Genomic DNA, 25,689 nt, shown 5'->3' with positions numbered 1-25,689 from the left:
TATTGAGATGTTATAAGCTATTTTTATTTGATATTTATTCTATACGGAGAGCGTCTACTGGTTTCATTTTTGTAGCGCTATTTGCTGGAATTAACCCTGCCAACAGACCTGAAACAACTAAAATTGTCAATGCGGTAAATACTACTGTCATATTTACGCTTGGATTCACGAAATTTTCAACTGGACCATTTACAGAAAGCATATAATTCATCAAATAGATGACACCCGCCGAAAAGGCTACGCCAACCATGCCTGACAAAATAGTAAGTATTAAACTTTCCTGAAGAATTTGAGATTTTATATTCCACGGTGAAGCACCAAGCGCGCGTCGTACACCAATTTCTTTAGTGCGCTCTTTTACCACAATGAGCATGATATTGCTAATTCCTATAATACCAGACATTAAAATAAGTGCGCCTACAAAGTAACCTACCACGGTTAATATATTAAACAAGCCATTAACACGACCAAATTGTTCGGCTAAATCAAAATGTCCTATGGCACGCTGGTCATCTGGATGCACGCGATGTCTTACTTTTAAAAAGTCAAATACTTTTTCTTTTACTTCGGTTATGCTAGTTTGATCATGGGCCGTAATCGCCATCCAACCAACATTATCGCCTCTATTAAAAGCTTTTCCAAATGTCGTGAACGGAATAAATATAGTATTGGCCTCTTCTTCGCTGTCACCTTGGCTGTTGGTCATTTTAAAAGTTCCAATTACCATAAAATTAACACCATTTATTTTTATGTAAGAACCAATTATTTCTTCATTTTTGTCGTAAAGGCCAGCTATTACATCGGGACCGATTGCGCAAACTTTTCTGCTATCGTTAATATCAGAGTAATTAATGAATCTACCTTTGGTGATATCCATCGGCTTTTGTTTGATAAACTCTGGATAATCACCATAAATTTGGAAAGCTCCAGTTTTCGTACCTCTAATTACATTACTTGCACCTTGATAGCCACCTAAGGAATTTCTTGGAGACACATATTTTAACTCTGGAAATTCTTGTTTAATTGCTTGTACGTCGTCCACTTTATAATCAAATCGTCTGCCTTTAGGTAAGCCTTTATAAGGAATTGATGTTCTTTGAACCCACATAAACATGGAGTTAGTGGCAAAGTTATCAAAGCTAGCAGTAACGCCATTTTTAAGTCCATTTGTCAGGGCTAATAATAGTACTAAAATGGTAATGCCCCAAAATACGCCAAAAGCCGTTAAAAAAGTTCTAAACTTATTAGCGGTTAATGCTTCTAATATTTCGTTCCAACGGTCTTTGCTAAACATACTATTCGTCTCTTAAAGCTATAATAGGTTTTATTTTTGCTGCTCTATAGGCAGGGATAAAACCTGCTAAGGTTCCTGCGATTACTAAAATTAGAACCGTAACCAATGCTGTATTAAAATCTACTTGCGGATATTTTATAAAATCACTTTCAATACTCGGACCAACCAACTCAAGCAACCCCAACCCAGAAACCAAACCTAATAATCCTGAAAACATGGTTACAAAAATGGATTCTTGTAATATCATGCCAACAATGGACATTGGTTGTGCACCGAGTGCCTTTCTAATTCCAATTTCTTTGGTGCGTTCTTTCACGATAATAATCATGATATTCCCGACACCCACAACACCTGCAATGATGGTACCGATACCAACAAACCAAAATACGGCCTTGATAACATCAACTAAGGAATATATTTTTTTTGCTTCTTCCAAAGTATTATCAACTCTTATGGCAGCTGTATCATCGGGAGCAATAGTGTATTTCTGTTTTAAGTCTGATTCAATGCCTGCAACAAGATTTTGCGACAACAGCAATGCTTCATCAAGACTATTAGACATAGGGACTGTAAACGTCATATCGCGCACTCTATCGCCACCATTAAATGCTTTTTGAGCGGAAGTAACTGGTATATAAACATTACTTTCTTCGCGCTCTCCACCTGGATCATAATAAACCCCTACAACCTTAAATTGAATTCCATAAATTGAAACGTATTCGCCAATAGGACTTTTTCCTTTAAACAAATCAGTTTTTACCTTGTTACCAACTACAATTACTTTTTTTGATTCGTTAAGGTCTGCTTCGTTAAGAAATCTGCCTTCGGCAATATCGGAATTTGCTATAAACTGAAAGTCTGGCATGACACCTTGTACGCGAAAGTTTCCAGATTCATTTTTATAATTTATAAGACTACCCCAAATAGAATAATTTCCTGAACGGTATTCTAAGTAATCATCATAATTTCTAGATACATCCAAAAAGTCTTGCATTTTCAGCTGGATATTTCTTCCTGGATTTAATCCTTTATAACCTTTGGTAGTAGTTCTTGTTCTAATGCTCATTTTGGTAGTAGCATCTTGCTGAAATTGGTCTTTAACACCATTTTGAATTCCTGAGCTGAAACCTAATAAAATAACTAAAATAAAAATACCTGAAGCAACTGATAGGCAGGTTAAAAAAGTACGTAGCTTATTTTTGCTTAGGGACTCGAAAATTTCTTGCCAACGTTCTATATCAAACATATTGACTCGCTCTAATTTGTTCTACCTTAGTGTCGTCTATAATCAAACCATCTTTTAAGTTCACGATGCGTTTAGTCATTTGTGCGATATCATTTTCATGGGTTACAATTAGGATAGTTTTACCTTCATCGTTAATACCTTGAATTAAATCCATTACCTCATGTGAAGTTTTTGAATCTAGAGCACCCGTAGGCTCATCGGCTAATAGTACTTTTGGATCACTTGCTAAAGCTCGTGCAATGGCAACACGTTGTTTTTGACCTCCTGAAAGTTCACTTGGCAAATGGTGCGACCATTGAGCCAGTCCTACTTTTTCCAAATAATAATTTGCACGGTCAACGCGCTCTTTTCTTGGCATTCCTTGATAATAAAGTGGCATTGCCACATTATCTAAGGCAGATTTATAATTGATTAGGTTAAATGACTGAAAAATAAACCCTAAAAACTTATTTCGGTATTTGGCCGCAACTTTTTCATTTAAATTTTTAATAGGGACCCCATCAAGTGAATATGAACCTTCATCGGCCTCATCTAGCATTCCTAAAATATTTAGTAAAGTTGATTTGCCTGATCCAGAGGAACCCATAATTGAAACAAGTTCACCTTCTTTTACATTAAAATTAATACCCTTTAAAACGTGAAGGCTGTTGGCGCCCATTTTATAGGACTTGTGTAGATCTTTTATTTCAATCATAATGGCGGTTATACAGGTACAATGTTACATAAATAGTGAACATACTCATACTAACAAACTGTTAAGAGTTCGTCCAAGGATTATTCATAAGACAATAAAAGATGGTCTATGTTACAGAAATTAGGAAAGCTTTAACTTTTTGAAAATTTACGATATAGCAATAATGCAATCCCAGCAACTAAAATGTAGGGTATTGCCATAAGATATACAATACCATCGTTTACACCTTCGGCCATAGACTGGTCCGTATCACTTTCTAGTACCGCACGACACATGGCACATTGTGCACTTACATTTGTTAGAAATAAAAACAATGCAATAAGGATGATTATTTTTAGGGTTTTATACATAATAAGGTGCTATCATTAAGTAAACAATCACACCAGTAACAGCAACATAAAGCCAAATAGGAAATGTGATTTTAGCAATTTTCTTGTGTCTCTCAAAATCATTTGTGATAGCTCTAACGTAAGTTATAAGCACAAAAGGAATCACAACGATAGAAAGAACAATATGCGTAATAAGGATAAAATAATAGATGTATTTTACAGCTCCTTCACCACCAAATTTAGTGCTATCACTAGTCATGTGATAAGCTACATACATTACTAAAAAAACAACCGATGCATAGATGGCAGTTGTCATTAAATTTTCGTGTAATACTAATTTTTTATTTTTAATCGCCCACAAAGCAAGAACTAATAAAACAGCTGTCATTCCGTTTATTGTCGCATAAATTGGTGGTAAAAATGTAAGAGGCTTGACATCAAAACCAAGTTCTCTTAAATTTATTCCAAATAAAGCAGCCACTGCAATCGGAATCACAATTGACAATACAATCACAATTTTATTGTATTTTTTTTGTTTTTTCAAGTCTATTTCTGGTCTCATTCTTTTAAAAGTTTTGCTATGTCTTCTTTTAATTTGGTAATTTCTTGGGGAATTCCATCCTCATCTTCACCTTCGGCTTCACTTACGATACCGTTGTAATATATTAATGGGTTTCCAAAATTATCTAATCTTGATCTGATAAAACCATTTTTGTCGATGAGTGCAAAATTTCCTGAATGCTCAAAACCACCTTCGGCCTCTTTTTCTTCGGCAGTATATAAATTAAAGCCGGTATTAGCTAACTTATAAATTTCATCCTGATCTCCGGTCATTAAATTCCAATTTGGATTGGTGATTCCGTAATCCTCTGCGTACTTTTTCAACACTTCGGGTGTATCAAAATCTGGATTTATGGTAAAAGCAGCCACACCAAAATTTTCAAATTCAGCAAAATGATTTTGGATTTCCACCAAATTTCTATTCATTCTTGGACAAATGGTAGGGCAGGTTGTGAAGAAAAATTCAACCACATATACTTTACCCAAATAATCTTGATTTGTAATGGTCTTGCCGTGTTGGTTTGTGAAACTAAACTCTGGCACTTTTCTTATATCTGTGCCAGAATATATAAACGCTAAATTTGAAGGTTTAGCTTCGGTTTCGGTGGTTATACCAGTACTGCGGCTTTCGTCGTCTCTCACAACATCTTCGTTGGACAATCGGTCTACAATTTTAGGAACAAAAATAATTCCAAATAATAGAATTATAAATGCAATCCCGACGTAAGAATAGTTGGCTTTTTTACTCATTATTTGTATTTAAATCTTCGGCTCTTCTAATTGAAGAGTCAAAATTACCTTTTCGTTTTTGTCTGTATTCTGTAAATAAAATACGCAAATCTTCACTCATTTTATTTTTGATTTCAGATACTTCTAAACAATTATAATCTACTAAACTGTACTCGGGGATGTTATTAGCAATCTCCTTTTTTTCTCTGTCATCAATTCTGCCACGTTGATTTAGGTCTTTATCGATGATATAAACTAAAGGGGAGGACAAATTTGAGTCCAGCTGTTTTTTTGATCTCAAACTCTTATGAAATTGAAGAATATCGCTTTCCGTTCCGTAAACAAAATGCCAATGCTTTAATTCTTCGTATGATGAAATTTCATCTTTAAGATTATCAATTTGGTTTTGCGTACCATTTTGTGAAATTGAAACCACTTGAAAATTTTTAAAACCCTTAAATTTATCGTAGACCAATTCTTTTAAGTTGAGTGCGGCAATTGTATAATCCATAGGCTGAGAACCTAAAAAAACAAGAACGGTAATTCTTTCCTTTAATAAAATTGTTTCGTCTTCGAAAGCATCAAACTTTTCAATATCAGAAACAGACGACTTTACAATTTCAAGCGGTGTATAATTATGTGTGGATGGATACAAAAACAACAAGAACATAACCGGTAAAAAAAACAGGACTCCTAAAGTGAGGTTACGTTTTAAATTTTTCATTTGTTCTTCTCTAGTTTCTTCTAACAATCAGATGGAATACCACTTAAATATATGAGTTGGTTCGATTTTTATTATTGATAAAAAAACTCATAATAAAATGCAAAATTAAAAAAAGACGACCTAATGTCGTCTTTTTTTATGAATGATTAACACTACTATAATTTAAAAACTATTTTAGAAATCACGTTTTATATATTCATCTGAATATACATCAAAAACGTATCCACCTTCTTGGAGTAAAATAAAAATAAGATACGAAATAAGGAATACTGCCGTCCAAACTACGGCGCGCCTTAAACCAGGAGTTTCATCTCTCATGTGCATAAAATCCCACGTAATATAATAAGCTTTTACTATGGTTAAAATGATGAAAATCCAGTTTAGAAGTTTCATGCCTAAAACCACGTTCATTAAAGAAGCTGGTTTATAAATACCCAAAACTACCTCAACCGCAGTTACTATAGATAAAAGGATTAAAACACCCCAAATTTTTTGTGTGTTAGACTTAAATTTAATAAGTCCTCTAAATATTTCTAATTTATGTGCGTGTGCCATATTAAATAATAATTCGAATTAAACCAAGTAGAAGAATGTGAATACGAATACCCAAACCAAATCTACAAAGTGCCAGTAAAGACCGACTTTTTCAACCATTTCGTAACTACCTCTTCGCTCGTAAGTACCAAGAATCACATTAAAAAAGATAATAATGTTTAACAAAACCCCTGACAATACGTGAAACCCGTGAAATCCTGTAATAAAGAAAAAGAAATCAGCAAATAAAGCTGTTCCGTATTCATTGGCTACCAAATTGGCACCTTCTACTACAGTTTTACCATTTTCTTTGATAGACTTCAAGGATTCTTCTCTTGTAAGAATTATTTTTTCTCCTGCTTCATTGATGATTTGAGATCTTACTAGAATATTTGGATTGGCCTCTAAACCGGCATATACCTCATCTACATTATAATTTGGAATTGTTGACTCGCTGCGATACCAAATACCTGATTTACGATTATCTTGAACGCGTTCTTTTTCGCCAACAATAGCAAAATCTGCCACCGAAATTCGTTTAAATACTTGCTCTCCATCTTTGTCTACATACTCACCAAACTGAAGGATATTGCCTCCTTTTGTTTGAACAGCTCCGTAATCACCTTTAATAAATGTTGCCCATTCCCATGCTTGAGAGCCAACAAAAATCACACCACCAATAATGGTTAAAAACATATACCACGTAACTTTGGTTTTATTCATGTTGTGACCTGCATCAACGGCCAATACCATGGTTACCGAAGACATAATTAAAATAAAGGTCATAAAAGCTACATAAATCATCGGTAGCTCTTGACCATGTAAAAAGGGAACGTGGGTAAATACTTCGTCAGCAATAGGCCATGAATCAATAAATTTAAATCTTGAAAACCCATAGGCAGCTAAAAATCCTGAAAATGTTAAAGCATCAGATACAATAAAGAACCACATCATTAATTTGCCATAACTTGCCTTGAGTGGTTCGTTTCCTCCACCCCAAACCTTTTCTTCTGTACCAGTTACTACTGAAGTATCCATATAAACCGTTTACGTTAATTTTTTGACAAAAATAAGGATTTAATTTATTTATAGAAACATCCTATTCTAATTTTAAATAATCTAAATAAGGAATAGTTAAATTTATTTTTGATAATGAAACAGTTGAAAATTACTTCATAAAATACAAGAAGAAAAAGAGGTAAACCCATAGTATATCTACAAAATGCCAAAAAGATGAAGCCAGTTCAAATCCTAACATATTATTAGATGAATATTTATTTCTGAAAAGATTGATAAGAACTACTAATAAACACAATAAACCAACCGCAACGTGTACGATATGTACAAACGCAATTAAAAAAATGTACGACATAGTAACATTACTTGTAGGACCCGTAAAATTATAGCCTTGTGCAACTATTTCAGAAAACCCAGCAAACTGATTTATTATAAAATAGATTCCTAAAGCAAATGCAAGCACTAACCAAACTGAAGTCATTTGTTTGTTGTTATTTTTTAAGGCGCGCTTCGCCAAAATTAATGCTAGACTACTTATTATTATAACAAATACACTTATTAAAAAAGGATCCGGCAATTTAAAATCGGACAGCCAGTCCTTTCTAGTACTACTTACAATAAAAGCACTTGTCCATCCTGCAAAAGACATGATGAGCGAGCCAATCCCAAACCAAAGCATCATTTTTTTTGCTCTATTGTTTTTTTCCTGATCTGTACCTTGGGTTAAATCCATATTTATAAAAACTTATCAATTACATAAACAATTTGTACAAGTGTTATGTATAAAACACTTGAAATCATTAATTCTTTCGCAGCCTTCGCACTGCGTTTTGTAAACAACTCAAAGGCATAATAAAGCATTATTAATCCAAGAGCTAGAACCACCATAGCAGCCACCACCGATAATTTTAAATCGCCCGTAATGCCAAAAGCGGGTAATACCGACACAATGATTGTCCAAATCGTATAGGCTATAATTTGCATGGCTGTGCCTTTGTCTCGTTTTTTTGTTGGTAGCATATCGAACCCACCTTTTTGATAATCATCAAACAAAAACCACCCGATTGCCCAGAAATGTGGGAATTGCCAAAAAAATTGTAAGGCAAACAAGGTGCCCGGTTCAATACCAAATTCATTTCTTGCCGCCACCCAACCTAACATAAAAGGTATAGCTCCAGGAATGGCACCTACAAATACCGCAAACGGTGTTTTTGTTTTTAACGGCGTGTAAACACTTGTATAAAGAAATATACTAATAGCGCCGTACATGGCCGTGCGCGGATTAATAATATATAATGAAATAATTCCCAATACCGTAAAAGTTACTGCAATTATGAATGCGGTAGAAACTTGCATTCTTCCAGCAGGAATTGGTCTGTTTTTAGTTCTATTCATTAAGGCATCTAAATCGCGCTCAATGATTTGATTGTACGCGTTAGATGCGCCAACCATAAAATAACCACCAACGCATAATAAGATTATTGTGGGAATATCAACATTAACAGCACCCAGCAAATAACCTGCAACAGATGAAAAGACCACGCTTAATGACAGTCGCATCTTCGTAATTTCTTTAAAATCTGAAACAACCGAAGTTATTGAAAGGGTAGTTTTTGTGGTACTCAACATGTTTTGCATTAAGCCTTAAAAAGAAAGTGCAAAGATACTCTGAAATTTAAATATGACCAATCCTAACTTATGTTAATTAAAAGTCAATATGCCAATTAAATAAATCGGTTCTTACGCCTAAGCTAAACCATAAAGTATTACTCTTTATAGTTGTAGATGTTGCCATTTGAGGATCAAAATTTCTGTAACTAATATTGGTAAATAATCTCAAGTTGCTGGCTGGATTTAAAATATAACCTGTTTGAAGTTCCGCATGAAAAACAGCAGTGGTATTGCCTTGTGCTACTCTAATATTCGTGTTCCCTACTCTATCATTTTCAGTTCTGAAAATATTACCACCGTAATTAAAACTATCATCTGCCGTGTTAAAATCAAAACCGCGTTCACCAATTATTATTTTTGCATCAGCAAACCAACGTTCGTAGTTATAACGACCAATAACAATGGCCTCTCTAAAATTCGCACCCCATAAATGCGCCATGGGCTGGTTGTTGTGTGCATAATTCAGTACAATAGTATTATGAGAATAGGTATAAGGTCGCACTTGATTATACTCAAACTGAAGCAATAAATTATCAACTTCAAAGGCGTTAAAATATTTTACACCTAGTTGGTAACCAAATTTGTTTTTCCAGCTTTTGTTTCCGGCGGTAACATCGTCTAAGGAAAATTCATCCAGAATAAATTGTCCATAAATATTGAATGAATTATTCCATTTGTATTTACTGGAAAGACCAATTATAGCGTTGCCAGCTGCTTGACCCGTGGCAAATTCAATAGCACGGTAAAAAATAATAGGATTTAGATAATTAATATCAAAGCCTCTACCATTACTGTTATCCCATATCACAGATTCGAATAAGCCGATATTTAGACGTTTTGAAACATTCCAACTTAAATAATGGTTCGCCATATACTTATTTAGAAAGGCGCCATCTTCAACTACTTCTGGGCGAACATCGTTTAGCCACATCCAGGTATTGGTATATTTAATTTTCCAAAATTTGGTGTTAATTTTTAAAAACGGGTGCGGACTAGAAACATCACTTAGCAATATTGAGCGGTAACCATCACCAATAAAATTTTTGCCATAACCAAATTGAACGTTTAAAAAATCGGTCGGAGAATAAGATAAATACGCTTCTGCCACTGGGTAATCGTAAGAATCTGATTTAAATCTTTTACCTATTCCTCTTCCTGGAATAATTGCTGGATCTGGGCCAAACGCTTTTAAACTTTCGGAGTACTCATTAAAATATTGAGCAAACCGACCTTGGCTTTCGAAAACAGTCGTGTAAAAATTAAACTTTTTCCCTAAACCTCCTTGAATTAAAACCCCGCGTGTATTGTTGTAAGTTGAATTGAAATCGGCCTCAGTATCTTTACCTACCTGCAAATCAAAAATAGGGTCTACTATAAACCAATAATCTTCACCTTGGACTTGCACCAAATGTTCATTCCAAAACTTTCTTCCTAACCAAGTTGATTTATCTTTGGCTAAAGCATTTTTTTTCGCTTCAATATTGTAGTAGGGTTGAACATCGGCATATAAAAAAGGTTTAGATGCTGTGTGACTATTCGTGCCAATGGCATTCATTTGCGCATCAAAACGGGCATAATAACTATGCGTGAAAGGAATATTTAACTGACTTGAATATTCTTTGTTTTGAAAGGGCACCAAACTATCATTAACTGCATCAAATTCGTTAAGCGAAGCTTGGTTTAAATCGTAAAAACGATTTACTTTTAAAGGAATAGAATCGGCTGATTTGGATATATTACTTTCAAAATCCAAAAAATTGGTAAGTGGAATATTAATAACAACGGAGTACTGATAAAACGTAGGGTTGCCATTATAGGTTCCTGGCTTAATTTGTGGGAGTGACTCAAAAACACGGTTTGTTTCAGTTTTGAGTTGATCATAAATAGCATCAATGTAGAGTATTAAAAAATTACCTTCTTTATCAACTTCAAATAATACTTTTACACTGCCGCGATAGCTGTTTTCTTCAACTATCTTCGGAACCTCAAAATTCTCAAAAACATGTTTATTCAAGGCTATTTTAAAACACTGTTTTAAATTTTGAAAAGGTTGGCCTGAACAGCTTTCAAAAACTGGTGGTTTTTCCAAAGATTCTTGATTTTGACCATAAACCGAAATTTGAATACAAACTAGAAGAAAAACAATATATTTAGCCATGAAATCTCAATGTAATAAAGATGGTGGAAAGATAGCACTTTTTCAAAATACTTAAATACTATTCGCTTATTTAACTTGAAAATGGCCCATAATTTCAGAAACTGAAACCATAGGCCATTTTGAAGTAAAACCATTTTAAGAGGCACCTAATTAGCCTTCAATCTTATTTGTATTTATTGCTGAATTACAAAGTTTATAGGTAAGGCATATTGAACATTTACTGGTTTATTGTTTTGCTCGCCAGGCTGCATCTTAGGTATTTTATTTAATACACGTCTAGCTTCCTTTTCTAGTTCGGGATGCGGCGCTCTGGTTTTTATTTCAGTAACATTACCATTGGTGTCTATTTTAAATTGAACACCAATGTTTTGTTTGCCAGATAATCCGTATTCCTCTGCTATACCTGTGTTAAAATGTCTTTGAATTAATTTGCCGAGTTTATCTGAAAAACATTTTTTACTATCTTCATTTGTCAAAGATTTTTCACAACCAGGAAACAACGGGACTTTATGCACAAATGCTTCCGGAATAGTGATGTCTTCTGGAACCTTGTATACTACCACATTGTTTGGATTTAAATCACTATAATTTTCTGTGGTGTTTTTTTCAATAATTTTAGATTCAACTTGTTCAGATTTATCATCTACTTCGGTAATATTTGGGCCTAAAACAACTGGGGGTTTTTGTTGCTTTGGTTTTTGAACAACTGGTTCAGGTTCTTTATATATTTTGAAAGGTTTGGGAGCTAATTCATGATTATCGTAAGTTGGACTAACTTTTCCCAGGTCGGTTTGATAAGTTGTTGATGTATATTCTAAAGCGAAATACGACATCAGCAAACAAATAATCAACCCAATTTGAAAATACAAAGTGGTTTCTCCTTTAAAGTTTGGGTCTCTGTCTCTTTTAGTTTCTTCAGTTTTTGGCAAAGAAAAATTTGCATTTGTGTTTGGAACTTTCATAATAAAATGTTTAAAGATTAATAGAATTTTAAACATCCAAGAAGCATACCAAATAAAAAAAGACCGTTAATAAAACGGCCTTTTTTATATTTTACTTTTTTTGATTTAATCCATTACTTGGAAAATAATTGGTAAGGCATACTGCACAGTTACCGCTTTTCCTCTTTGTTTTCCTGGTTCCATTTTAGGCAATTTTCCAATTACTCTTTGCGCTTCCTTTTCTAATCCAGGATGCGGTGCTCTTGCTCTAACGCCGATAATATTACCTGTTTTATCAATCTTGAATACAACATTAATTCTCTGACGGCCTGATAAACCTAAATCTCCAGCTAACTCAGTATTAAAATTTTTATTTACAAATTGAGTGATTTTTTCAGACATACACTGCTTTTTGGCATCGTTTCCGCTCTTGTTTTCACAGCCCGGAAAAACTGGTACGTTTTCAATAACTGAAAATGGTACTTCAATATCTTCCTCAACTTCATCTACAACTACGTCTTGTACTTCTACAATTTTTGTGTCCATATCTGTTTCTGTAGATTCTATAACAGTTTCTTCAACCTCTTCATCGTCTTCTATTACTTCTATTTCTTCTGGAGCGGCTGGCGGTGGCGGTGGTGGTGGCGGTGTGATTAATTGTTCAGTAATTGGAATTTCTTCTTCAATTTCATCACCTAAATCTAATAAACCAATGTCAATTGCAGATTTATCATAAGTTTTAAAATTAATCGCTCCGTAAGTGATTAGCAATACAAGCGCCAATCCTACAGCAAAGTAGATTGAACTGTTTCGGCTAATGTCGGCTTTAGGGTTTTTTTTCGGCTCCATTTTAAAATAATTGTTTGAAATAAGATTGCTAAAATAACCAATTAATTATTACAAAAACAAGTCTTATTTTTAATTTAACTTCAATTTATTGACGTACTGAATTATAAAATAACCCAGAATGACTCCAATTGTATTGGCAACAATATCCAGAATATCAAAAGTGCGATTGGTATTAAGCACATGTTGAAGTACTTCAATAATTATGCCATAGAAAACCGAAAAAACCATAGCTATAAGCACGGCTTTTTTTACTTCAATTTTCTTTAAATAATTAAAACTTAAAATAACAAACACAAAATAAGCTGATGCGTGATATAACTTATCGTCATGATTTGTCCCTATATCAGGTAACCTGTTTATGTTTATTAAACTTAAAACGGTTATGGAAATGATATAAAAAACAACTAAGAATAATGCATAGTGCCTAAGCGTTGATAAGAGCTTTATAATCATCTGAATTTAATAGATTATCTATTTCAGAAGGCTCAGTAAACTTAATTTTTACCATCCAACCTTCGCCATAAGGGTCGGTATTTACCTTTTCTGGTTCGTCTTGCAAGGCTTCGTTAAATTCTATTATTTCACCTGACAATGGTGAGAATAAATCAGATACTGTTTTAACTGCTTCTACAGTTCCAAATACATCTTCTACACTAAGTGTTTCATCTAAGGTTTCAACTTCTACGTACACTATATCGCCCAATTCGCTTTGAGCAAAATCGGTGATGCCAACTGTTGCGATATCGCCAACTATTTTTACCCACTCGTGGTCTTTGGTGTACTTTAATTCTGAAGGTATTTTCATATTATTTAATTATGAGATTGAATTGATTACAAATGTAGAATATTATAATGACGCTATAAATATTAATTTCCAAAATTATAGCGCAGCGTGAATCCTGTTCTTATAGAGGTTTGTGGGAATGCTGTAGAAATAGCAAAGTCTGAAAAAGCATAATCAAAATAAAAAATAGCGGTTAAAAACTTACTAAAAGCATAATCTGCTGTGTATTTTAAGTTCCATATGGTTTGACCTGCTGTCACTTGTGTATTGATTACGTCTAATGGACGGATGATGGTTTTATTATCTCGAACCGAAATATCGGCACGCATATTCAAATCGCTTTTTACCACTTGTGAAGGCCCAGCAATTTTTGAACGGATACGCACATCTTTTATGCGGTATCCTAATCCTAAGGTATACTCTTGCCCTTGAATTTCGGTAAGTAGATTATTATCAAAGCTCAAGGATAAAATTCTGTCCCTTTTTAACTCTGCAAGAATTTTAATTGAATTTTTCATCTCCATATCAATCCTTATTAATGGACTAAAAGATTCTTCTAAATTGATGTTACTGAGCAATGTTTGTTGTTTAAAATCGCCGTTTTGATTGAGGGCTTCGTCTTGATCACTGTAATCTCCGCCTTCTATTGGTGGAACATAATCTAAATTTGCCCTAAACTGATTTATGGTGTAAGTTGACCTATAACCGTGGTTAACGGAGAAACGTCTAAAATTATCCTTAAACCATTTAATTCGCATTAAACCCGTGTATTTAATGTTCCAGTTTGGAAGCGGGAAATTTCTGAAAGACCCTAGAGATACACTTTCAGCACTACTCCCTTGATAGGCTGATAAAAATGCTGGTAGTAACACGCGCTGACTATTTTTACTAAAGCCTAGTGGGTAACCATCCGAGTCTATATCAAAAGTATCCGAACCGTAAAACTCACGTGCCAACCTATTAGCGACTAGCAATCTGTTTTCTCTAAAGGTTTCAAAGGTTTCGGAACTAAACTCATCGCTTTTTGCAAAAGCAGTGCGAATCATAATGGTAGAGATATTAAAATTACCAAAAGAATTTCTAATCAGCTGATTATATTGAAGCTCACCATCAATATCTTCCACTCTAAAGTTCTCAGCATTATTTTCAGCAAAAATTCGACCACCTGTTACGTCTATGGTTAAATCATTTAACGGTTGTACACTGGCCGAATAGTCTAGAATTTTATTGGTTACCTCTGTGTATTGTTGGTTAAAATCGGGGAATACAGTTAACCAACCATTACGCGCCGCTAGTTGACGTATATCTCTTTGACTTCCGAAAGTGTATCCCAATGTTGGTTTCATAGTGCCAACAATACCAGGTGTTCTTAAATAACCCGGTAGAAATGTTCCATTATTTTCAGAATAATTCACCTGAATACGCTTTACCATGGTTACAATATCGATGGCAGTATTTAAAAATGGATTTGGTTTGCTTTGTTTCGCCTGCGCATCTTTATCTTGACCTGCTCTTGAAGTTTGAGGAACACCAGGTTGGGTTAACCTATTGGTTTGCATTGTATTTCGAGGTGTTTTTTTAACTAGCCCCAAATACTTATACAAGGTTTCCATGTTTAGGGTAGTGTTCAGATTATGCGTATTTGCATTTTGAATAGAGTTACCCAATTCGTAATTGGTAAAAGTTCCATCTGGATTTTCAATTTCTAAATTTGAATTGATGTCAGATCCCTTTTGCCATTGAAAACTTCCAGTATAGGCATAGGTTGACCGTAAAAACCCTAAGGTTGGAATTTTATAAAATGGCAATTCATAATTAAGTTGTAATTGCTGATTTTGAAGATTGGGGTCGCCCAAATCGAAGAAATTGTCCCAGACGTTTAAATCCGGGTCTTGCCTACCGTTTAATCTATCGTCTATAAAGTAGTTCCTAACTATATTGCTATTATTAGCTGTAAAGTTAAGATTTAAGGCATCCGTAATATTGTAATTTAATACGTATTGCAGGTTGAAATTGTAATTTCTTCTAAACAGTTCTTCAATACCAATATTATCACCACCCAGTTCAACTTCTCTGAATTTTTGTTTACTAAACTGCCTAAAGAAATCGGTGTTTACCGAAAAGCTTGTAGGTAATAAATTAAAGTTGAAGTCTTTTAAAATTTTTAAATATCTACTTCTAAACAAAGAATCATTTTCCTTAAAAGGCTCAATTTTAATTGGATTAAAGCTATAGTTATAATTCACGCCTGCACGAATATTTTGGTCCAGGGAATTTTCAATTTCAAAATCCCGATATTCAACTTTATTATAGGAATAGTTGAAGGTTAAATTTTCTACATCGTAAAATCTCGGTGTTGCTTCGGTTGTTCGTAATTTTCTAACACCAATAAAATTGATACTTCTTCGTTTGGTGTAGGTTTCGTTTACATTTAATATAGAATCTCGATTATTGGTTGTTTCTAATTGGGTTTGTAACTTAATATCACGGTAAAACTCATCGTATTCTGGTGTAATAATTTCCTCTGCAATACCATAGTTAAATGGTAATTGAATCCCCCATTTTTTAGGTAATAACTGGCCTAAATTTAAGTTTGTTACGATATCGTACTGTTTAATATCTTCCCGACTGCGCTCGTTTGGTTTTTGTTCAAGACCTCCAAAGCCAACAGTGCTTCTTCTACCTGTGGCACTTACATTTGCGAAGTCAGCAATATTCGAATCAAGACTTACTACACTCGCCCAACCACCTTCACTATCTAAATCGGACAATCTGAGCTCGTTAAACCAAGCTTTTCCACATACATTCATACCGTTTTGACCAGGATTTTTAAGTCCCAACATCAACACTCTAATGTCTCCAAAATTCGGATTTCCCTTAACAGCTATACGCTGTTGTCCAGGTGTGTGAGGGTCAAACTGATTAACTTGAACCGGTCCGTTTGGTGTAACATCGTACCAAGTCGCTTCTAAATTTCCGAGCGTACCAGCCGCTATCCCTAATGATTTAATGATTTCTAAATTGCTCAACTCTAAGTTGAATTCATTAGCCCAAATATCTTCGGCGCTTGAGCCATTGTTAACTTCTAAAGGCAATTCTACTTGGTAATAATTTTCAGTAAAATCATTTCCCATTCTAATAAATGCTACCATATCACCGCTGGAAAGCATACCAGTATCACCATCACGGGCATGCATGAACATTCGTAGCTTATTATACTGACGCATATCTAAGCGTACATTTTTGTAAATTCCACGTGAATCTTCAGGCTCTAATTCGCAAACCTCAACCACCAAAGCTTGTTCATTTTGGCGCACAATGGTATTGTTATTATTGAGGCGTTCTCGCACCACACCAGGAGGCGATACGTATGTACCATCATTCTCCTCAATACCAATAACACCAATATTTAAAGTAGTATTATCGTTATCGTTATTTGGTTCATCATCTAAAGATAATCTGTAACGTCTCCAGTCACTTCTAACCAAATCTAAAGTGGCGAAACGTAAAGTTGTAATTTCTGAAAATTCGGTTAAATACATTCTTGCGAATCTGATAGATCTAATATCAGTGATCCCACCAACTGCATTGGTAGCCTCAGAAATTGGAATTCTAAATTGGTACCAAGTAACATCTCTTACGTCACCATTAGGTAATGTTATAGTACGTGTTTTAACATCGTTTATTTGAGGATTATTTGGGTTTGATAGACTTGCCGGTGTAATAGGGATTTCATATTCATAATAACTGTCGATGGTATTCATCGTGTTATCTCGGTTGATATCTTCAGCATCTGGTTGAGGAGCTGCGCCTCTATTTACATTAGAAAATTCATCTGGGGAATTTCCTTCTACGCCGTTGTAACGTTTATAACGTTCAAAGATATTGCCTTCAGCATTTAAATAAAACTGATAATTGTCTTTTGATGGATCTGGGCCAAAATCACCTGTTATACCTAAGGTATTAAGCATTTGTTGCTCCTCCTGATCGTTGTAGCCATCGTAACCTACATCTTGATTTACACGATCTTGTCCTGTTGATGAAAAGGTATAAATTAACGATTGACTTTGGGGCACTACATACGGATTGGTTATAGATAAGTTTCCTTGTAAAAACGAAATATCACCGTTTTCAGGCAAGCCATTTTCGTACTGCTTTTTACCGTCTTTTAAAATGTCTTCTGAAATATTACCTAAATTAATAGTTAGTTTTCCACCCTGACTTGCTGGGCTATCCAAAAATGGATCTTGGACCCAAAATTCTATAAATTCAACATTGGCTTGTTCAAAATCGGTGGTATTGATGGCTCTAGAAATTCCAGCCCAAGTTCGGTTTGGATTTAACGGTGTATTATTTGCTGCTTGAGGATCAAAATTATAAGGACCACGTTCGGTTGGGTAATAGGTTAAATCTAAGGTATTCACAACACTAGTTTGGCCTTGAACGATATCGATATTGGGGAAAATTTCTTCTATAAATACACGTCTGGTATATAGATTTGAAACATCGTCATTTGTAACACCTGCTGGTCGTTGCGATCCGTAAAACAGTGGATCGATGGTGTACCAGTTTAGTACAGCCCTTCCATATCCGTTGGCAAGTCCATTACCATCATTAGCTGTGGTCCCGAATAAATTAACTGGCCTGCTTGATAAATACCAATTTAGTGGTGATTTTAAATCGATGGCGCCTTGTGTGCCTTCAAAATCGTCAATTATTGAAGTTGCCTCACCATCAAAATTAGTGCCTTTAGGAGCTCCAGGAGCCAAATAGGCGAATTCACCTCTAACAGATAAATTTGAAGGCACATCAGTATCAATGTTTGGTAGTTTATTAACCATTCTGGTCAAAAATGGAATCTCGGATGAGTAATTACCATTAAAACCAAAAATACTATTGCTTACGGATTCTGAATTAAAATCCGCCTTTTGGGTTATGGGTCGTTCTGTAAGATTTAAAAAAGTACCACCAAGTACAAAATTTTCATTGAATTGATGCTCTACGTTAACACCCGCAAATCGCCTAGTTTGCTGGCCGAATACTGCATTATTCTCAACCGAAACATTAATTGGTGTATTAGAAGCTTTTAATGCTTCATCAAGAATATTTACACGTCCTAATTGATAATCAACCGTGTAATCTATGCCTTCTACCAATGTTCTTCCACCAGCTGTTACCACTACAGAACCACGCGGTACATTGAACGCGCCTAACGGAATGCCACCACCTCCACTAGATTGAAATCTACCTTTTATTTGAAACTTATTTTTATCGGCTTCGTCTAAAGCCGCTGTTTTGGTTGATTTATAAAGTACATCGTACACATACTTTCGCTGGTTGGCGTTAAAGTTATTTAATTCATAATCCGCATCGTTGTTACCTGGTATACCGTCATCATCTAAAACATCAAACAGATATCGACCGAATGGTTCTACCTTGGTAAATATAATTTTCCCATTCTGAGACAGTACAGTTAGACCTTCTACATAATCGAAAAATCCATCACCACCTTCCTGCGGGTCATTATTGAAGTTCAATCGATCTAAGTGAAATAATCTTATAAGGGGTGTTTCTGAAATAACTGTATCGTCATTCGGGTTATTAGGAGTATTGTTATCGAAGGCTGGAAATGTTGTGCCTTCAACTGGCCTAATATAGTTGACTGGTGAAGCTTCGGTGTAAAAAATATTAAGTCGGAAATCTTCACGCTCTAATTGAAATGCGCCTGTATCGTAAACATTCTTCATCATCAAGTCCCATACAGGTTGATCTACGACTGTAATTGCACTTTTCAACATTTTTAAAATCAAACTATTGTTGGTGATGTTCTGGGTATTATTGGGGTTGTTTTGCACATCCGATGCATTTACGCCATCATTTGCAAATTCACCAACCTGAAACACTTCACCACCAACAGTGTATTGAAACGCCACTGCTAGTACTTCATCGTTTAACAGTCTTTGATTTAATGAAATATAACCTAATCTTGTGTTTAAAAAGTACTCGGAGCCTTCGTTTAGTTTTCTGGCATTTTCTAATTTCCCATAATCAAAACCTTCATTAACAGGAACCAAAACACCACTCTCTGTTGTAGTTATATCACGCACTTGAGGTGTGAGTATAGAACCTGGCCCACCAATATTGGTTGGGTCAAAATCGTTGTTGCCATTATCAGGGAATGCTCCTGGACCAACATTCACAAAGCCACCTGGTGGATTGGGCAAACCAATATTATCAGATTCTCCCAAATCTTGAAATGCCAAAACATTTCTAACATTCTCGGTTTGATTATTGCGGTTCGTTACCCAAACTTCTACCCGTGTTATTTGAATATTGTTATTAATAAAGGGGTAACGCAGCATGGCATCGTCATAATTATTTCTGAAATACTGCGACAAAAAATAATGTCTGTTTTCATCGTATTCTTGAGCGAAAAACTCAAACTCTTCAAGGGTGCCACCACCTTGTGCAACTACTGATGTAGACTGCGATTGTTGCTCAGAAAAAACTGCGGTAACTCGTGTTTTACCGAATTGGAGCTCGGTTTTAACACCAAACAGACTTTGTGCGCCTCTAATTAATGAACTGTTTAAAGGCATGTTGACATTACCAACTTCAATTTTTCTTAATATATCGTCTTCGGTTGGTGTATATTCTAATTTAATAATATTTTGAAAATCGAAGGTTGATTGGGTATCGTAATTAGCGGTTACTTGAAGTCTGGTCCCTACTTTTCCTAAAAGACTTAAACTTATTCTTTGGTTAAAATCGAAGGTGAAATTGCTTCGGTTTTGAGGGGAAAAATTAGGGTTGTCTTGTTGTGTATACAACACACCTAAATCTACTTCCACAGAACCTTGCGGAATGATTTCTATGGTATTGCCACCAAAAATCGTTTCAAAAAATCCTGAATTTACGTAAAAAGCTGGGAGCAAATTCCGCTGTTCTTCTTCCGCACCTTCTTTTTTTCCTTCAGCGGCATCAATTTTTTGTTTATAATACGATTTTAATTGCTCTTGCTGTACGAGTCTTTGATACTCGGCGGGCGTTAAAAATAGTGGGTAATTAATATTAAATTCACCAACCTTTTGACGGTACACATACATATCGGTTATGGGGTCGTAGGTATATTTTGAAACAATGCTATTTGGATTTTTAAGCGCTATTTTTCCAAAACTATAACCTGTAGCTGTAGAATCTTGTTCTGGATTGGTTTCTTGAGCATGACCAACGCAAAAAACCAGTAACATAAAAGTCACCAGTAAACGAACGATGAAGGGTTTAAGATTCGTAAAGTTGGTCGTGTTCAAATCTTTTATAAATTTTTTAAAGCCTCCTTGATAATAGTTTCAACATTTGCCTCAGGTTGAACCGCTATTACCTTATCAACTACGCGCTCGGCTTGTTTTCTCACAAAACCAAGAACTTCCAAAGCAGATAACGCTTCATCTTTGACGGTATTGCTTTTTGCTACCGAATTTTCGTCTATATCGTAAACTTTTAAAATTTTATCTTTTAAATCCAAGATAACCCGTTGAGCGGTCTTGGCTCCAATCCCTTTTATGGATTGAATTAAAGCAACGTTACTTGTTGCAATACCTTCTCTAACTTGAACTGGGGTTAAGGACGACAACATGGTTCTGGCAATACTAGCACCAACACCACTGACAGAAATGAGTAATTTGAAAATCTCGCGCTCTGCAATAGTTGAAAAACCGTAAAGCGTATGTGAGTCTTCTTTTACTTGAAGATAGGTATATAGTTTGATAGCTTCCTCATTGGGGATTTGAGAATAGGTGTGTAATGAAATATTAAGTGTATATCCAACACCGTTGCAATCTATGACCACATCTGTAGGATTTTTTTCCACAAGTTTCCCTCTAATATGCGTTATCATGCCATGATTTAGGTTATCGAGCCAAATGTAATAAAATTATTTACAATTCAAAGGGTTAAGAATGTTTGCATATTGCAGTATTATTAAACCCATTTTTCCTTTTGTTGAGCGTCAATTACGGCAATTGCAGTCATGCTTACAATTTCATCCACACTTGCATCTAATTGTAAAATATGTACGGGTTTATTCATTCCCATCATAATGGGTCCGATAGACTCTGTTTGATTGAGCTCTTTCAGGATTTTATAAGTAATATTGGCGGCATCTAAATTTGGAAAAATAATGGTATTAACTCTTTTTCCTGCCAATTTAGAAAATGGAAAAATATCTTGAAGCATTTTGCTGTTTAACGCAAAATCGGTTTGCAATTCACCATCAACAATCATGTCGGGATGATGTTCATGCAAATATTTAACAGCCTGACCTACCTTTGACGATCTTTCATTAGTTGAAGACCCAAAATTGGCATAAGACACCATCGCAATAACTGGCTCCATGCCAAAAAGCTTTACGGTTTTGGCTGTCATTTGAGCAATAGTTGCAAGATCTTTAGCCGATGGATCGATGTTAATAGCTGTATCACTGAAAAACATTGGTCCGCGTTGTGTGAGTAATAAATTGGTAGTAGCAATACGCGTAGCATTTTTTGCCATTCCTATCAGTTCCATCATAGGCTTAAATACAGATGGATAACTTCTGGAATATCCCGAAATAAGCGCATCCGCATCACCTTCATTTACCATCATTGCTGCGAAATAATTTCGTTCGCGCATAATTTTTTCAGCTGAATATTTGGTTACACCTTTGCGTTTGTTTTTCTGCCAATAAACAGCGGCATATCTGTTTTTGCGCTCGGTTTCGCTATCAGACTTAGGGTCTATAATTGGAACATCGGCATCAAATTCTATTTCAGCTTTTAGTTGTAGGATCACATCTTCTCGACCTAATAAAATAGGAAACGCGATTCCTTCTTCGTGCACAATTTGCGCTGCTTTTAAAACGTCTAGCTGATCAGCTTCAGCAAAAACAATACGTTTTGGATTGGTTTTGGCCCTGTTAAGAAGTAAACGTACTATTTTATGATCAGATCCAAGGCGTTCCAAAAGTTCCTCTTCGTATTTTCCCCAATCTTCGATGATGTGTTTTGCTACGCCACTTTTTATGGCTGCTTTGGCAACTTCTGGCGGAACTGCGGCAATCAATCTAGGATCGAAAGGCTTTGGTATGATATAATCTCTTCCAAAAGTAAGTCTGGTTTCACCGTAAGCAATATTTACCTGTTCTGGGACCGTTTCTTTAGCAAGTTTGGCCAATGCGCGAACGGCTGCCATTTTCATTTCCTCATTAATTTTGGTAGCACGCACGTCTAAAGCACCTCTAAAGATATATGGAAATCCGAGAACATTATTAACCTGATTAGGATGGTCGCTTCTACCAGTTGCCATGATAATATCTTCCCTCGTATCTATTGCTAGCTGATAATCTATTTCCGGATCGGGATTTGCCATGGCAAATACTATAGGATTAGCTGCCATAGACAGCAGCATATCGGGCGTTACAATATTAGACGTTGAAAGGCCTACAAATACATCTGCATCCTTAAACGCGTCTTCTAGTGTATGTAAATTTAAGTGGGTGGCAAACTCTGCTTTTTCTGCAGAAAGATTATCGCGATCTTGTCTTATAACACCTTTGCTATCGGTCATTACCACGTTTTCACGCTTTACACCAAAGGCTTGATACAAGCGTGTACACGAAATAGCCGCAGCTCCTGCACCACTAACAACCAGGCGTACTTCTTCAATTTTTTTATTAGCTAATTCTAAGGCATTCAATAATGCCGCAGCTGATATAATAGCCGTTCCATGCTGATCGTCATGCATAAGAGGAATGTTTAGTTCTTCTTTGAGACGACGCTCTATTTCAAAAGCTTCAGGCGCTTTGATATCTTCAAGATTAATCCCACCAAAAGTTGGAGCAATCATTTTTACCGTTTGTACAAATTCTTCTACATTTTCTGTATCTACTTCAATATCAAACACATCAATGTCTGCAAAGATTTTAAAAAGTAAGCCTTTACCTTCCATCACTGGTTTGGAGGCTTCTGGACCAATATTGCCTAAACCAAGAACAGCTGTTCCGTTAGAAATTACCGCTACCAAATTTCCTTTGGTTGTATATTTATAAACGTTTTCTACATCTTTAGCGATTTCTAAACAAGGCTCGGCCACACCAGGTGAATACGCCAAAGACAGGTCGCGTTGTGAACCGTGTTTTTTGGTAGGAACTACTTTAATTTTACCTGGGGTTGGCTTGGCATGGTACACCAGCGCTTCTCTGCGTTTGCTTTGTTTGCTCATAAACTAATAAGTATTTAGCTACAAATATAGTTAAATGAAAGCATGCAGAATAGGGATTACTTAATCCAATAAATAATGGAAAAACAAGTTGAAATTAGATTTTTTAATAATTTATCAGATTTTGGAGCAAACTAATGGTTCGTATTAGAATGACATTTGACCACTAAAATCGGAATCATTATAACTAATTTCAAAATTACAAGTTTTCAAATTAGCAATTAATCTAGCAAAATGACCTTCATGGTTCCATTCCAAATCAACTTCATGTTTTTTTGATGGGTTAATTTTTAGTGTCCCTAAAAAAGCTTTTGAATTATTTCTAAAATTGATAAGTTTAATTTGATTTTTTACAATATCCTTTTGCAATAAATATGGTATGTCCTCAAGATTTATTGAAGTTCTATTTATTTCTTTATGCCCGCCACTTCCAGCTTTTTCAATAGCTTGGTAGTTATTTTTTCCTGCAAAAATATCTAAATACCAAATTTGAGGAATGCCTGGCGTGAATAATTGAAGCGCTCTAGCTAGCAATAACTTTCTTTCATTTTCGCCTAAAGCGCTAAAAAAAGTTGCGTTAATTTGATAGTAAGAAATTTTTTTTCCTGTTGAATCGTAGAGGTTTTTAATTCGTCCTCCACGTGCTAAAATAATTTGAATTACAGTCTCTACCTCTTCATCGTCCAGCAAACCGTCATGCAAGGTTCCATTAATTTCTTTCCCTTTCAGATCTAAAATCGGAATTCCGTCATGGCATCCCAACATGTTTATCGTTTTATAATTTTTGGTATTAATTTCGTTTATCCACTTTAAAAAAGCGCTGTTATTTCCAGATTCAAGGGAGTGAATCACTAGCCCGGGAAGGAAGAAATCATAGATGTGATATCCTTGCGAAGCAAGTTCATGATGAAGCCCAAGGCCGTATTCTGCATGAATTTCTGGCAAAAGTATGAGATTGTACTTATTAGCTATAGCCTCTAATCGCTCAAGATAAATCCATGTACCGGGTTTATTGAAAAAATTTGATTGCCCTATTTCCTTATGTAAATATGCAAACGCATCTAATCTTAAAATTTTACAGCCATACTCGTGTAGCTTGAGCAGTGTTTCTTCATAAAAATCCCAAACCATGGGTGATTCTGCGTTTAAATCCATTTGACCAAGATAGGTGCACTTTTCGTCAACTATGTTAAGAATTTGATTAACAATTAATTGATCTAAGTTAAAATCAATACTTTTTAAATCTACACCTTGATTAATGGCTTTATTCACCTTATTAACAATTTCTTCTATTTTTAAATCATCAAGATTATCTACCCCATTTATATCGCTAATCGCGATTTCATTGTAATTAACTTGTTGATAAAATGTGTTCCAGTATGGTTGTTTTGAACCATTTGGAAAAGGCACATTTAAAATGGGAAGCCCGGATTTTCTCATAAACAATTTATCGAGAAACTCCTGTTTTGGAATTATAACATCGTCTTGGTTTAGTGCGCCATAATCCTTCCAGAAACTGTTCCAATTAATAAAAAAATTCTTGTATTTTGATTCGTCACCATGCTCAAGTAAGTCTTTAAATTGCGGAGAAGCTACCGACAAATGATTTAAAACAATATCGAATTTTAATTGGATATTAAGTTCGCTGAGCTCATCTAAATCGGCAGTAGAAACTAAATCTTTATTTAATTTATAATCTATGATTGAAAATCCTCTGTCTAAATCGCTGTTAAAAAAAGTTGGCAAAATGTAAAAAACTGAAAATGTATCTTTAAATTCAGGGAATTGCAGCATTTGTATAACATCACTCAATTTCTGACCAATGCTATCGGGATAGGCATTAAGCATAACACCTTTCAAATTTTGTTTATTTCCATCTATTTTCATGATAAATTATTGGTTAT

20 protein-coding genes are annotated in these 25,689 nt (G+C 35.1%); all 20 read right to left on the bottom strand.

The annotated features are described in order from the left end of the window. Positions 1-34: 34 nt before the first annotated feature. Positions 35-1,294: an ABC transporter permease gene (locus tag V7Z48_RS06855; protein WP_334112660.1), complete on the bottom strand. Its 1,260-nt coding sequence runs from the start codon at positions 1,292-1,294 to the stop codon at positions 35-37. Position 1,295: 1 nt separating this feature from the next. Beyond that, positions 1,296-2,540: an ABC transporter permease gene (locus V7Z48_RS06850; RefSeq protein WP_334112659.1), complete on the bottom strand. Its 1,245-nt coding sequence runs from the start codon at positions 2,538-2,540 to the stop codon at positions 1,296-1,298. Beyond that, a complete protein-coding gene (locus V7Z48_RS06845; RefSeq protein WP_334112658.1) occupies positions 2,533-3,234 on the bottom strand; it encodes an ABC transporter ATP-binding protein in 702 nt (233 codons plus the stop codon). The genes V7Z48_RS06850 and V7Z48_RS06845 overlap by 8 nt, the downstream gene beginning before the upstream one ends. A 131-nt stretch (positions 3,235-3,365) precedes the next feature. Further along, on the bottom strand, positions 3,366-3,584 hold the full coding sequence (locus V7Z48_RS06840; protein ID WP_334112657.1) for a hypothetical protein: 219 nt from the start codon (positions 3,582-3,584) through the stop codon (positions 3,366-3,368). Continuing rightward, complete coding sequence (locus tag V7Z48_RS06835; RefSeq protein ID WP_334112656.1) at positions 3,577-4,125, bottom strand: DUF420 domain-containing protein; 549 nt, start codon at positions 4,123-4,125, stop codon at positions 3,577-3,579. The genes V7Z48_RS06840 and V7Z48_RS06835 overlap by 8 nt, the downstream gene beginning before the upstream one ends. Next, entirely contained in the window at positions 4,122-4,874 is a 753-nt protein-coding gene (locus tag V7Z48_RS06830; RefSeq protein WP_334112655.1) for an SCO family protein, read from the bottom strand. Before V7Z48_RS06830 ends, V7Z48_RS06835 begins: the two co-directional genes overlap by 4 nt. Next, positions 4,867-5,577: a hypothetical protein gene (locus V7Z48_RS06825; protein ID WP_334112654.1), complete on the bottom strand. Its 711-nt coding sequence runs from the start codon at positions 5,575-5,577 to the stop codon at positions 4,867-4,869. Before V7Z48_RS06825 ends, V7Z48_RS06830 begins: the two co-directional genes overlap by 8 nt. A 174-nt stretch (positions 5,578-5,751) precedes the next feature. Continuing rightward, positions 5,752-6,132 (bottom strand): cytochrome C oxidase subunit IV family protein, encoded by a 381-nt coding sequence (locus V7Z48_RS06820; RefSeq protein ID WP_334112653.1) that lies wholly within the window; start codon positions 6,130-6,132, stop codon positions 5,752-5,754. An 18-nt stretch (positions 6,133-6,150) separates the two neighbouring features. After that, positions 6,151-7,149, bottom strand: coding sequence for a cytochrome c oxidase subunit 3 (locus tag V7Z48_RS06815; protein ID WP_334112652.1), 999 nt, complete (start codon positions 7,147-7,149; stop codon positions 6,151-6,153). Between the two features lie 130 nt (positions 7,150-7,279). Next, the gene (locus tag V7Z48_RS06810) at positions 7,280-7,861 is read right to left on the bottom strand and encodes a cytochrome c oxidase subunit 3 (RefSeq protein ID WP_334112651.1); all 582 of its coding nucleotides are present in this window, start codon (positions 7,859-7,861) and stop codon (positions 7,280-7,282) included. 2 nt (positions 7,862-7,863) lie between these two features. Next, on the bottom strand, positions 7,864-8,766 hold the full coding sequence (cyoE, locus tag V7Z48_RS06805) for a heme o synthase (RefSeq protein WP_442954711.1): 903 nt from the start codon (positions 8,764-8,766) through the stop codon (positions 7,864-7,866). 67 nt (positions 8,767-8,833) lie between these two features. After that, positions 8,834-10,957 (bottom strand): gliding motility protein RemB, encoded by a 2,124-nt coding sequence (locus tag V7Z48_RS06800; protein ID WP_334112649.1) that lies wholly within the window; start codon positions 10,955-10,957, stop codon positions 8,834-8,836. A 173-nt stretch (positions 10,958-11,130) separates the two neighbouring features. Further along, a complete protein-coding gene (locus V7Z48_RS06795) occupies positions 11,131-11,919 on the bottom strand; it encodes an energy transducer TonB (protein ID WP_334112648.1) in 789 nt (262 codons plus the stop codon). A gap of 105 nt (positions 11,920-12,024) precedes the next feature. Further along, positions 12,025-12,747, bottom strand: coding sequence for an energy transducer TonB (locus V7Z48_RS06790; protein WP_334112647.1), 723 nt, complete (start codon positions 12,745-12,747; stop codon positions 12,025-12,027). Between the two features lie 69 nt (positions 12,748-12,816). Beyond that, positions 12,817-13,200 (bottom strand): VanZ family protein, encoded by a 384-nt coding sequence (locus V7Z48_RS06785; protein WP_334112646.1) that lies wholly within the window; start codon positions 13,198-13,200, stop codon positions 12,817-12,819. Then, on the bottom strand, positions 13,172-13,552 hold the full coding sequence (gene gcvH / locus V7Z48_RS06780) for a glycine cleavage system protein GcvH (protein ID WP_334112645.1): 381 nt from the start codon (positions 13,550-13,552) through the stop codon (positions 13,172-13,174). Before gcvH ends, V7Z48_RS06785 begins: the two co-directional genes overlap by 29 nt. Positions 13,553-13,614: 62 nt before the next feature. Continuing rightward, positions 13,615-20,841, bottom strand: a complete 7,227-nt coding sequence (gene sov, locus V7Z48_RS06775; RefSeq protein ID WP_442954710.1) for a T9SS outer membrane translocon Sov/SprA — start codon at positions 20,839-20,841, stop codon at positions 13,615-13,617. Between the two features lie 5 nt (positions 20,842-20,846). Beyond that, positions 20,847-21,428: a Holliday junction branch migration protein RuvA gene (gene ruvA / locus V7Z48_RS06770; protein ID WP_334112643.1), complete on the bottom strand. Its 582-nt coding sequence runs from the start codon at positions 21,426-21,428 to the stop codon at positions 20,847-20,849. A gap of 83 nt (positions 21,429-21,511) precedes the next feature. Beyond that, positions 21,512-23,788, bottom strand: a complete 2,277-nt coding sequence (locus tag V7Z48_RS06765) for an NADP-dependent malic enzyme (RefSeq protein ID WP_334112642.1) — start codon at positions 23,786-23,788, stop codon at positions 21,512-21,514. Positions 23,789-23,932: 144 nt separating this feature from the next. After that, positions 23,933-25,672, bottom strand: coding sequence for a glycosidase (locus tag V7Z48_RS06760; protein WP_334112641.1), 1,740 nt, complete (start codon positions 25,670-25,672; stop codon positions 23,933-23,935). Positions 25,673-25,689: the final 17 nt, after the last annotated feature.

This window comes from Paucihalobacter sp. (assembly GCF_036825875.1).
GTDB lineage: Bacteria > Bacteroidota > Bacteroidia > Flavobacteriales > Flavobacteriaceae > Paucihalobacter.
The sequence above is the reverse complement of the archived record's forward strand: the minus strand, read 5'-3'. Positions and strand labels throughout refer to the sequence as shown.

Excerpts from the sequence above, each read along its gene's own strand:
- V7Z48_RS06855 (WP_334112660.1), bottom strand. The coding sequence starts at position 1,294 with ATGTTTAGCAAAGACCGTTGGAACGAAATATTAGAAGCATTAACCGCT.
- V7Z48_RS06850 (WP_334112659.1), bottom strand. The coding sequence starts at position 2,540 with ATGTTTGATATAGAACGTTGGCAAGAAATTTTCGAGTCCCTAAGCAAA.
- V7Z48_RS06845 (WP_334112658.1), bottom strand. The coding sequence starts at position 3,234 with ATGATTGAAATAAAAGATCTACACAAGTCCTATAAAATGGGCGCCAAC.
- V7Z48_RS06840 (WP_334112657.1), bottom strand. The coding sequence starts at position 3,584 with ATGTATAAAACCCTAAAAATAATCATCCTTATTGCATTGTTTTTATTT.
- V7Z48_RS06835 (WP_334112656.1), bottom strand. The coding sequence starts at position 4,125 with ATGAGACCAGAAATAGACTTGAAAAAACAAAAAAAATACAATAAAATT.
- V7Z48_RS06830 (WP_334112655.1), bottom strand. The coding sequence starts at position 4,874 with ATGAGTAAAAAAGCCAACTATTCTTACGTCGGGATTGCATTTATAATT.
- V7Z48_RS06825 (WP_334112654.1), bottom strand. The coding sequence starts at position 5,577 with ATGAAAAATTTAAAACGTAACCTCACTTTAGGAGTCCTGTTTTTTTTA.
- V7Z48_RS06820 (WP_334112653.1), bottom strand. The coding sequence starts at position 6,132 with ATGGCACACGCACATAAATTAGAAATATTTAGAGGACTTATTAAATTT.
- V7Z48_RS06815 (WP_334112652.1), bottom strand. The coding sequence starts at position 7,149 with ATGGATACTTCAGTAGTAACTGGTACAGAAGAAAAGGTTTGGGGTGGA.
- V7Z48_RS06810 (WP_334112651.1), bottom strand. The coding sequence starts at position 7,861 with ATGGATTTAACCCAAGGTACAGATCAGGAAAAAAACAATAGAGCAAAA.
- cyoE (WP_442954711.1), bottom strand. The coding sequence starts at position 8,766 with ATGCAAAACATGTTGAGTACCACAAAAACTACCCTTTCAATAACTTCG.
- V7Z48_RS06800 (WP_334112649.1), bottom strand. The coding sequence starts at position 10,957 with ATGGCTAAATATATTGTTTTTCTTCTAGTTTGTATTCAAATTTCGGTT.
- V7Z48_RS06795 (WP_334112648.1), bottom strand. The coding sequence starts at position 11,919 with ATGAAAGTTCCAAACACAAATGCAAATTTTTCTTTGCCAAAAACTGAA.
- V7Z48_RS06790 (WP_334112647.1), bottom strand. The coding sequence starts at position 12,747 with ATGGAGCCGAAAAAAAACCCTAAAGCCGACATTAGCCGAAACAGTTCA.
- V7Z48_RS06785 (WP_334112646.1), bottom strand. The coding sequence starts at position 13,200 with ATGATTATAAAGCTCTTATCAACGCTTAGGCACTATGCATTATTCTTA.
- gcvH (WP_334112645.1), bottom strand. The coding sequence starts at position 13,552 with ATGAAAATACCTTCAGAATTAAAGTACACCAAAGACCACGAGTGGGTA.
- ruvA (WP_334112643.1), bottom strand. The coding sequence starts at position 21,428 with ATGATAACGCATATTAGAGGGAAACTTGTGGAAAAAAATCCTACAGAT.
- V7Z48_RS06765 (WP_334112642.1), bottom strand. The coding sequence starts at position 23,788 with ATGAGCAAACAAAGCAAACGCAGAGAAGCGCTGGTGTACCATGCCAAG.
- V7Z48_RS06760 (WP_334112641.1), bottom strand. The coding sequence starts at position 25,672 with ATGAAAATAGATGGAAATAAACAAAATTTGAAAGGTGTTATGCTTAAT.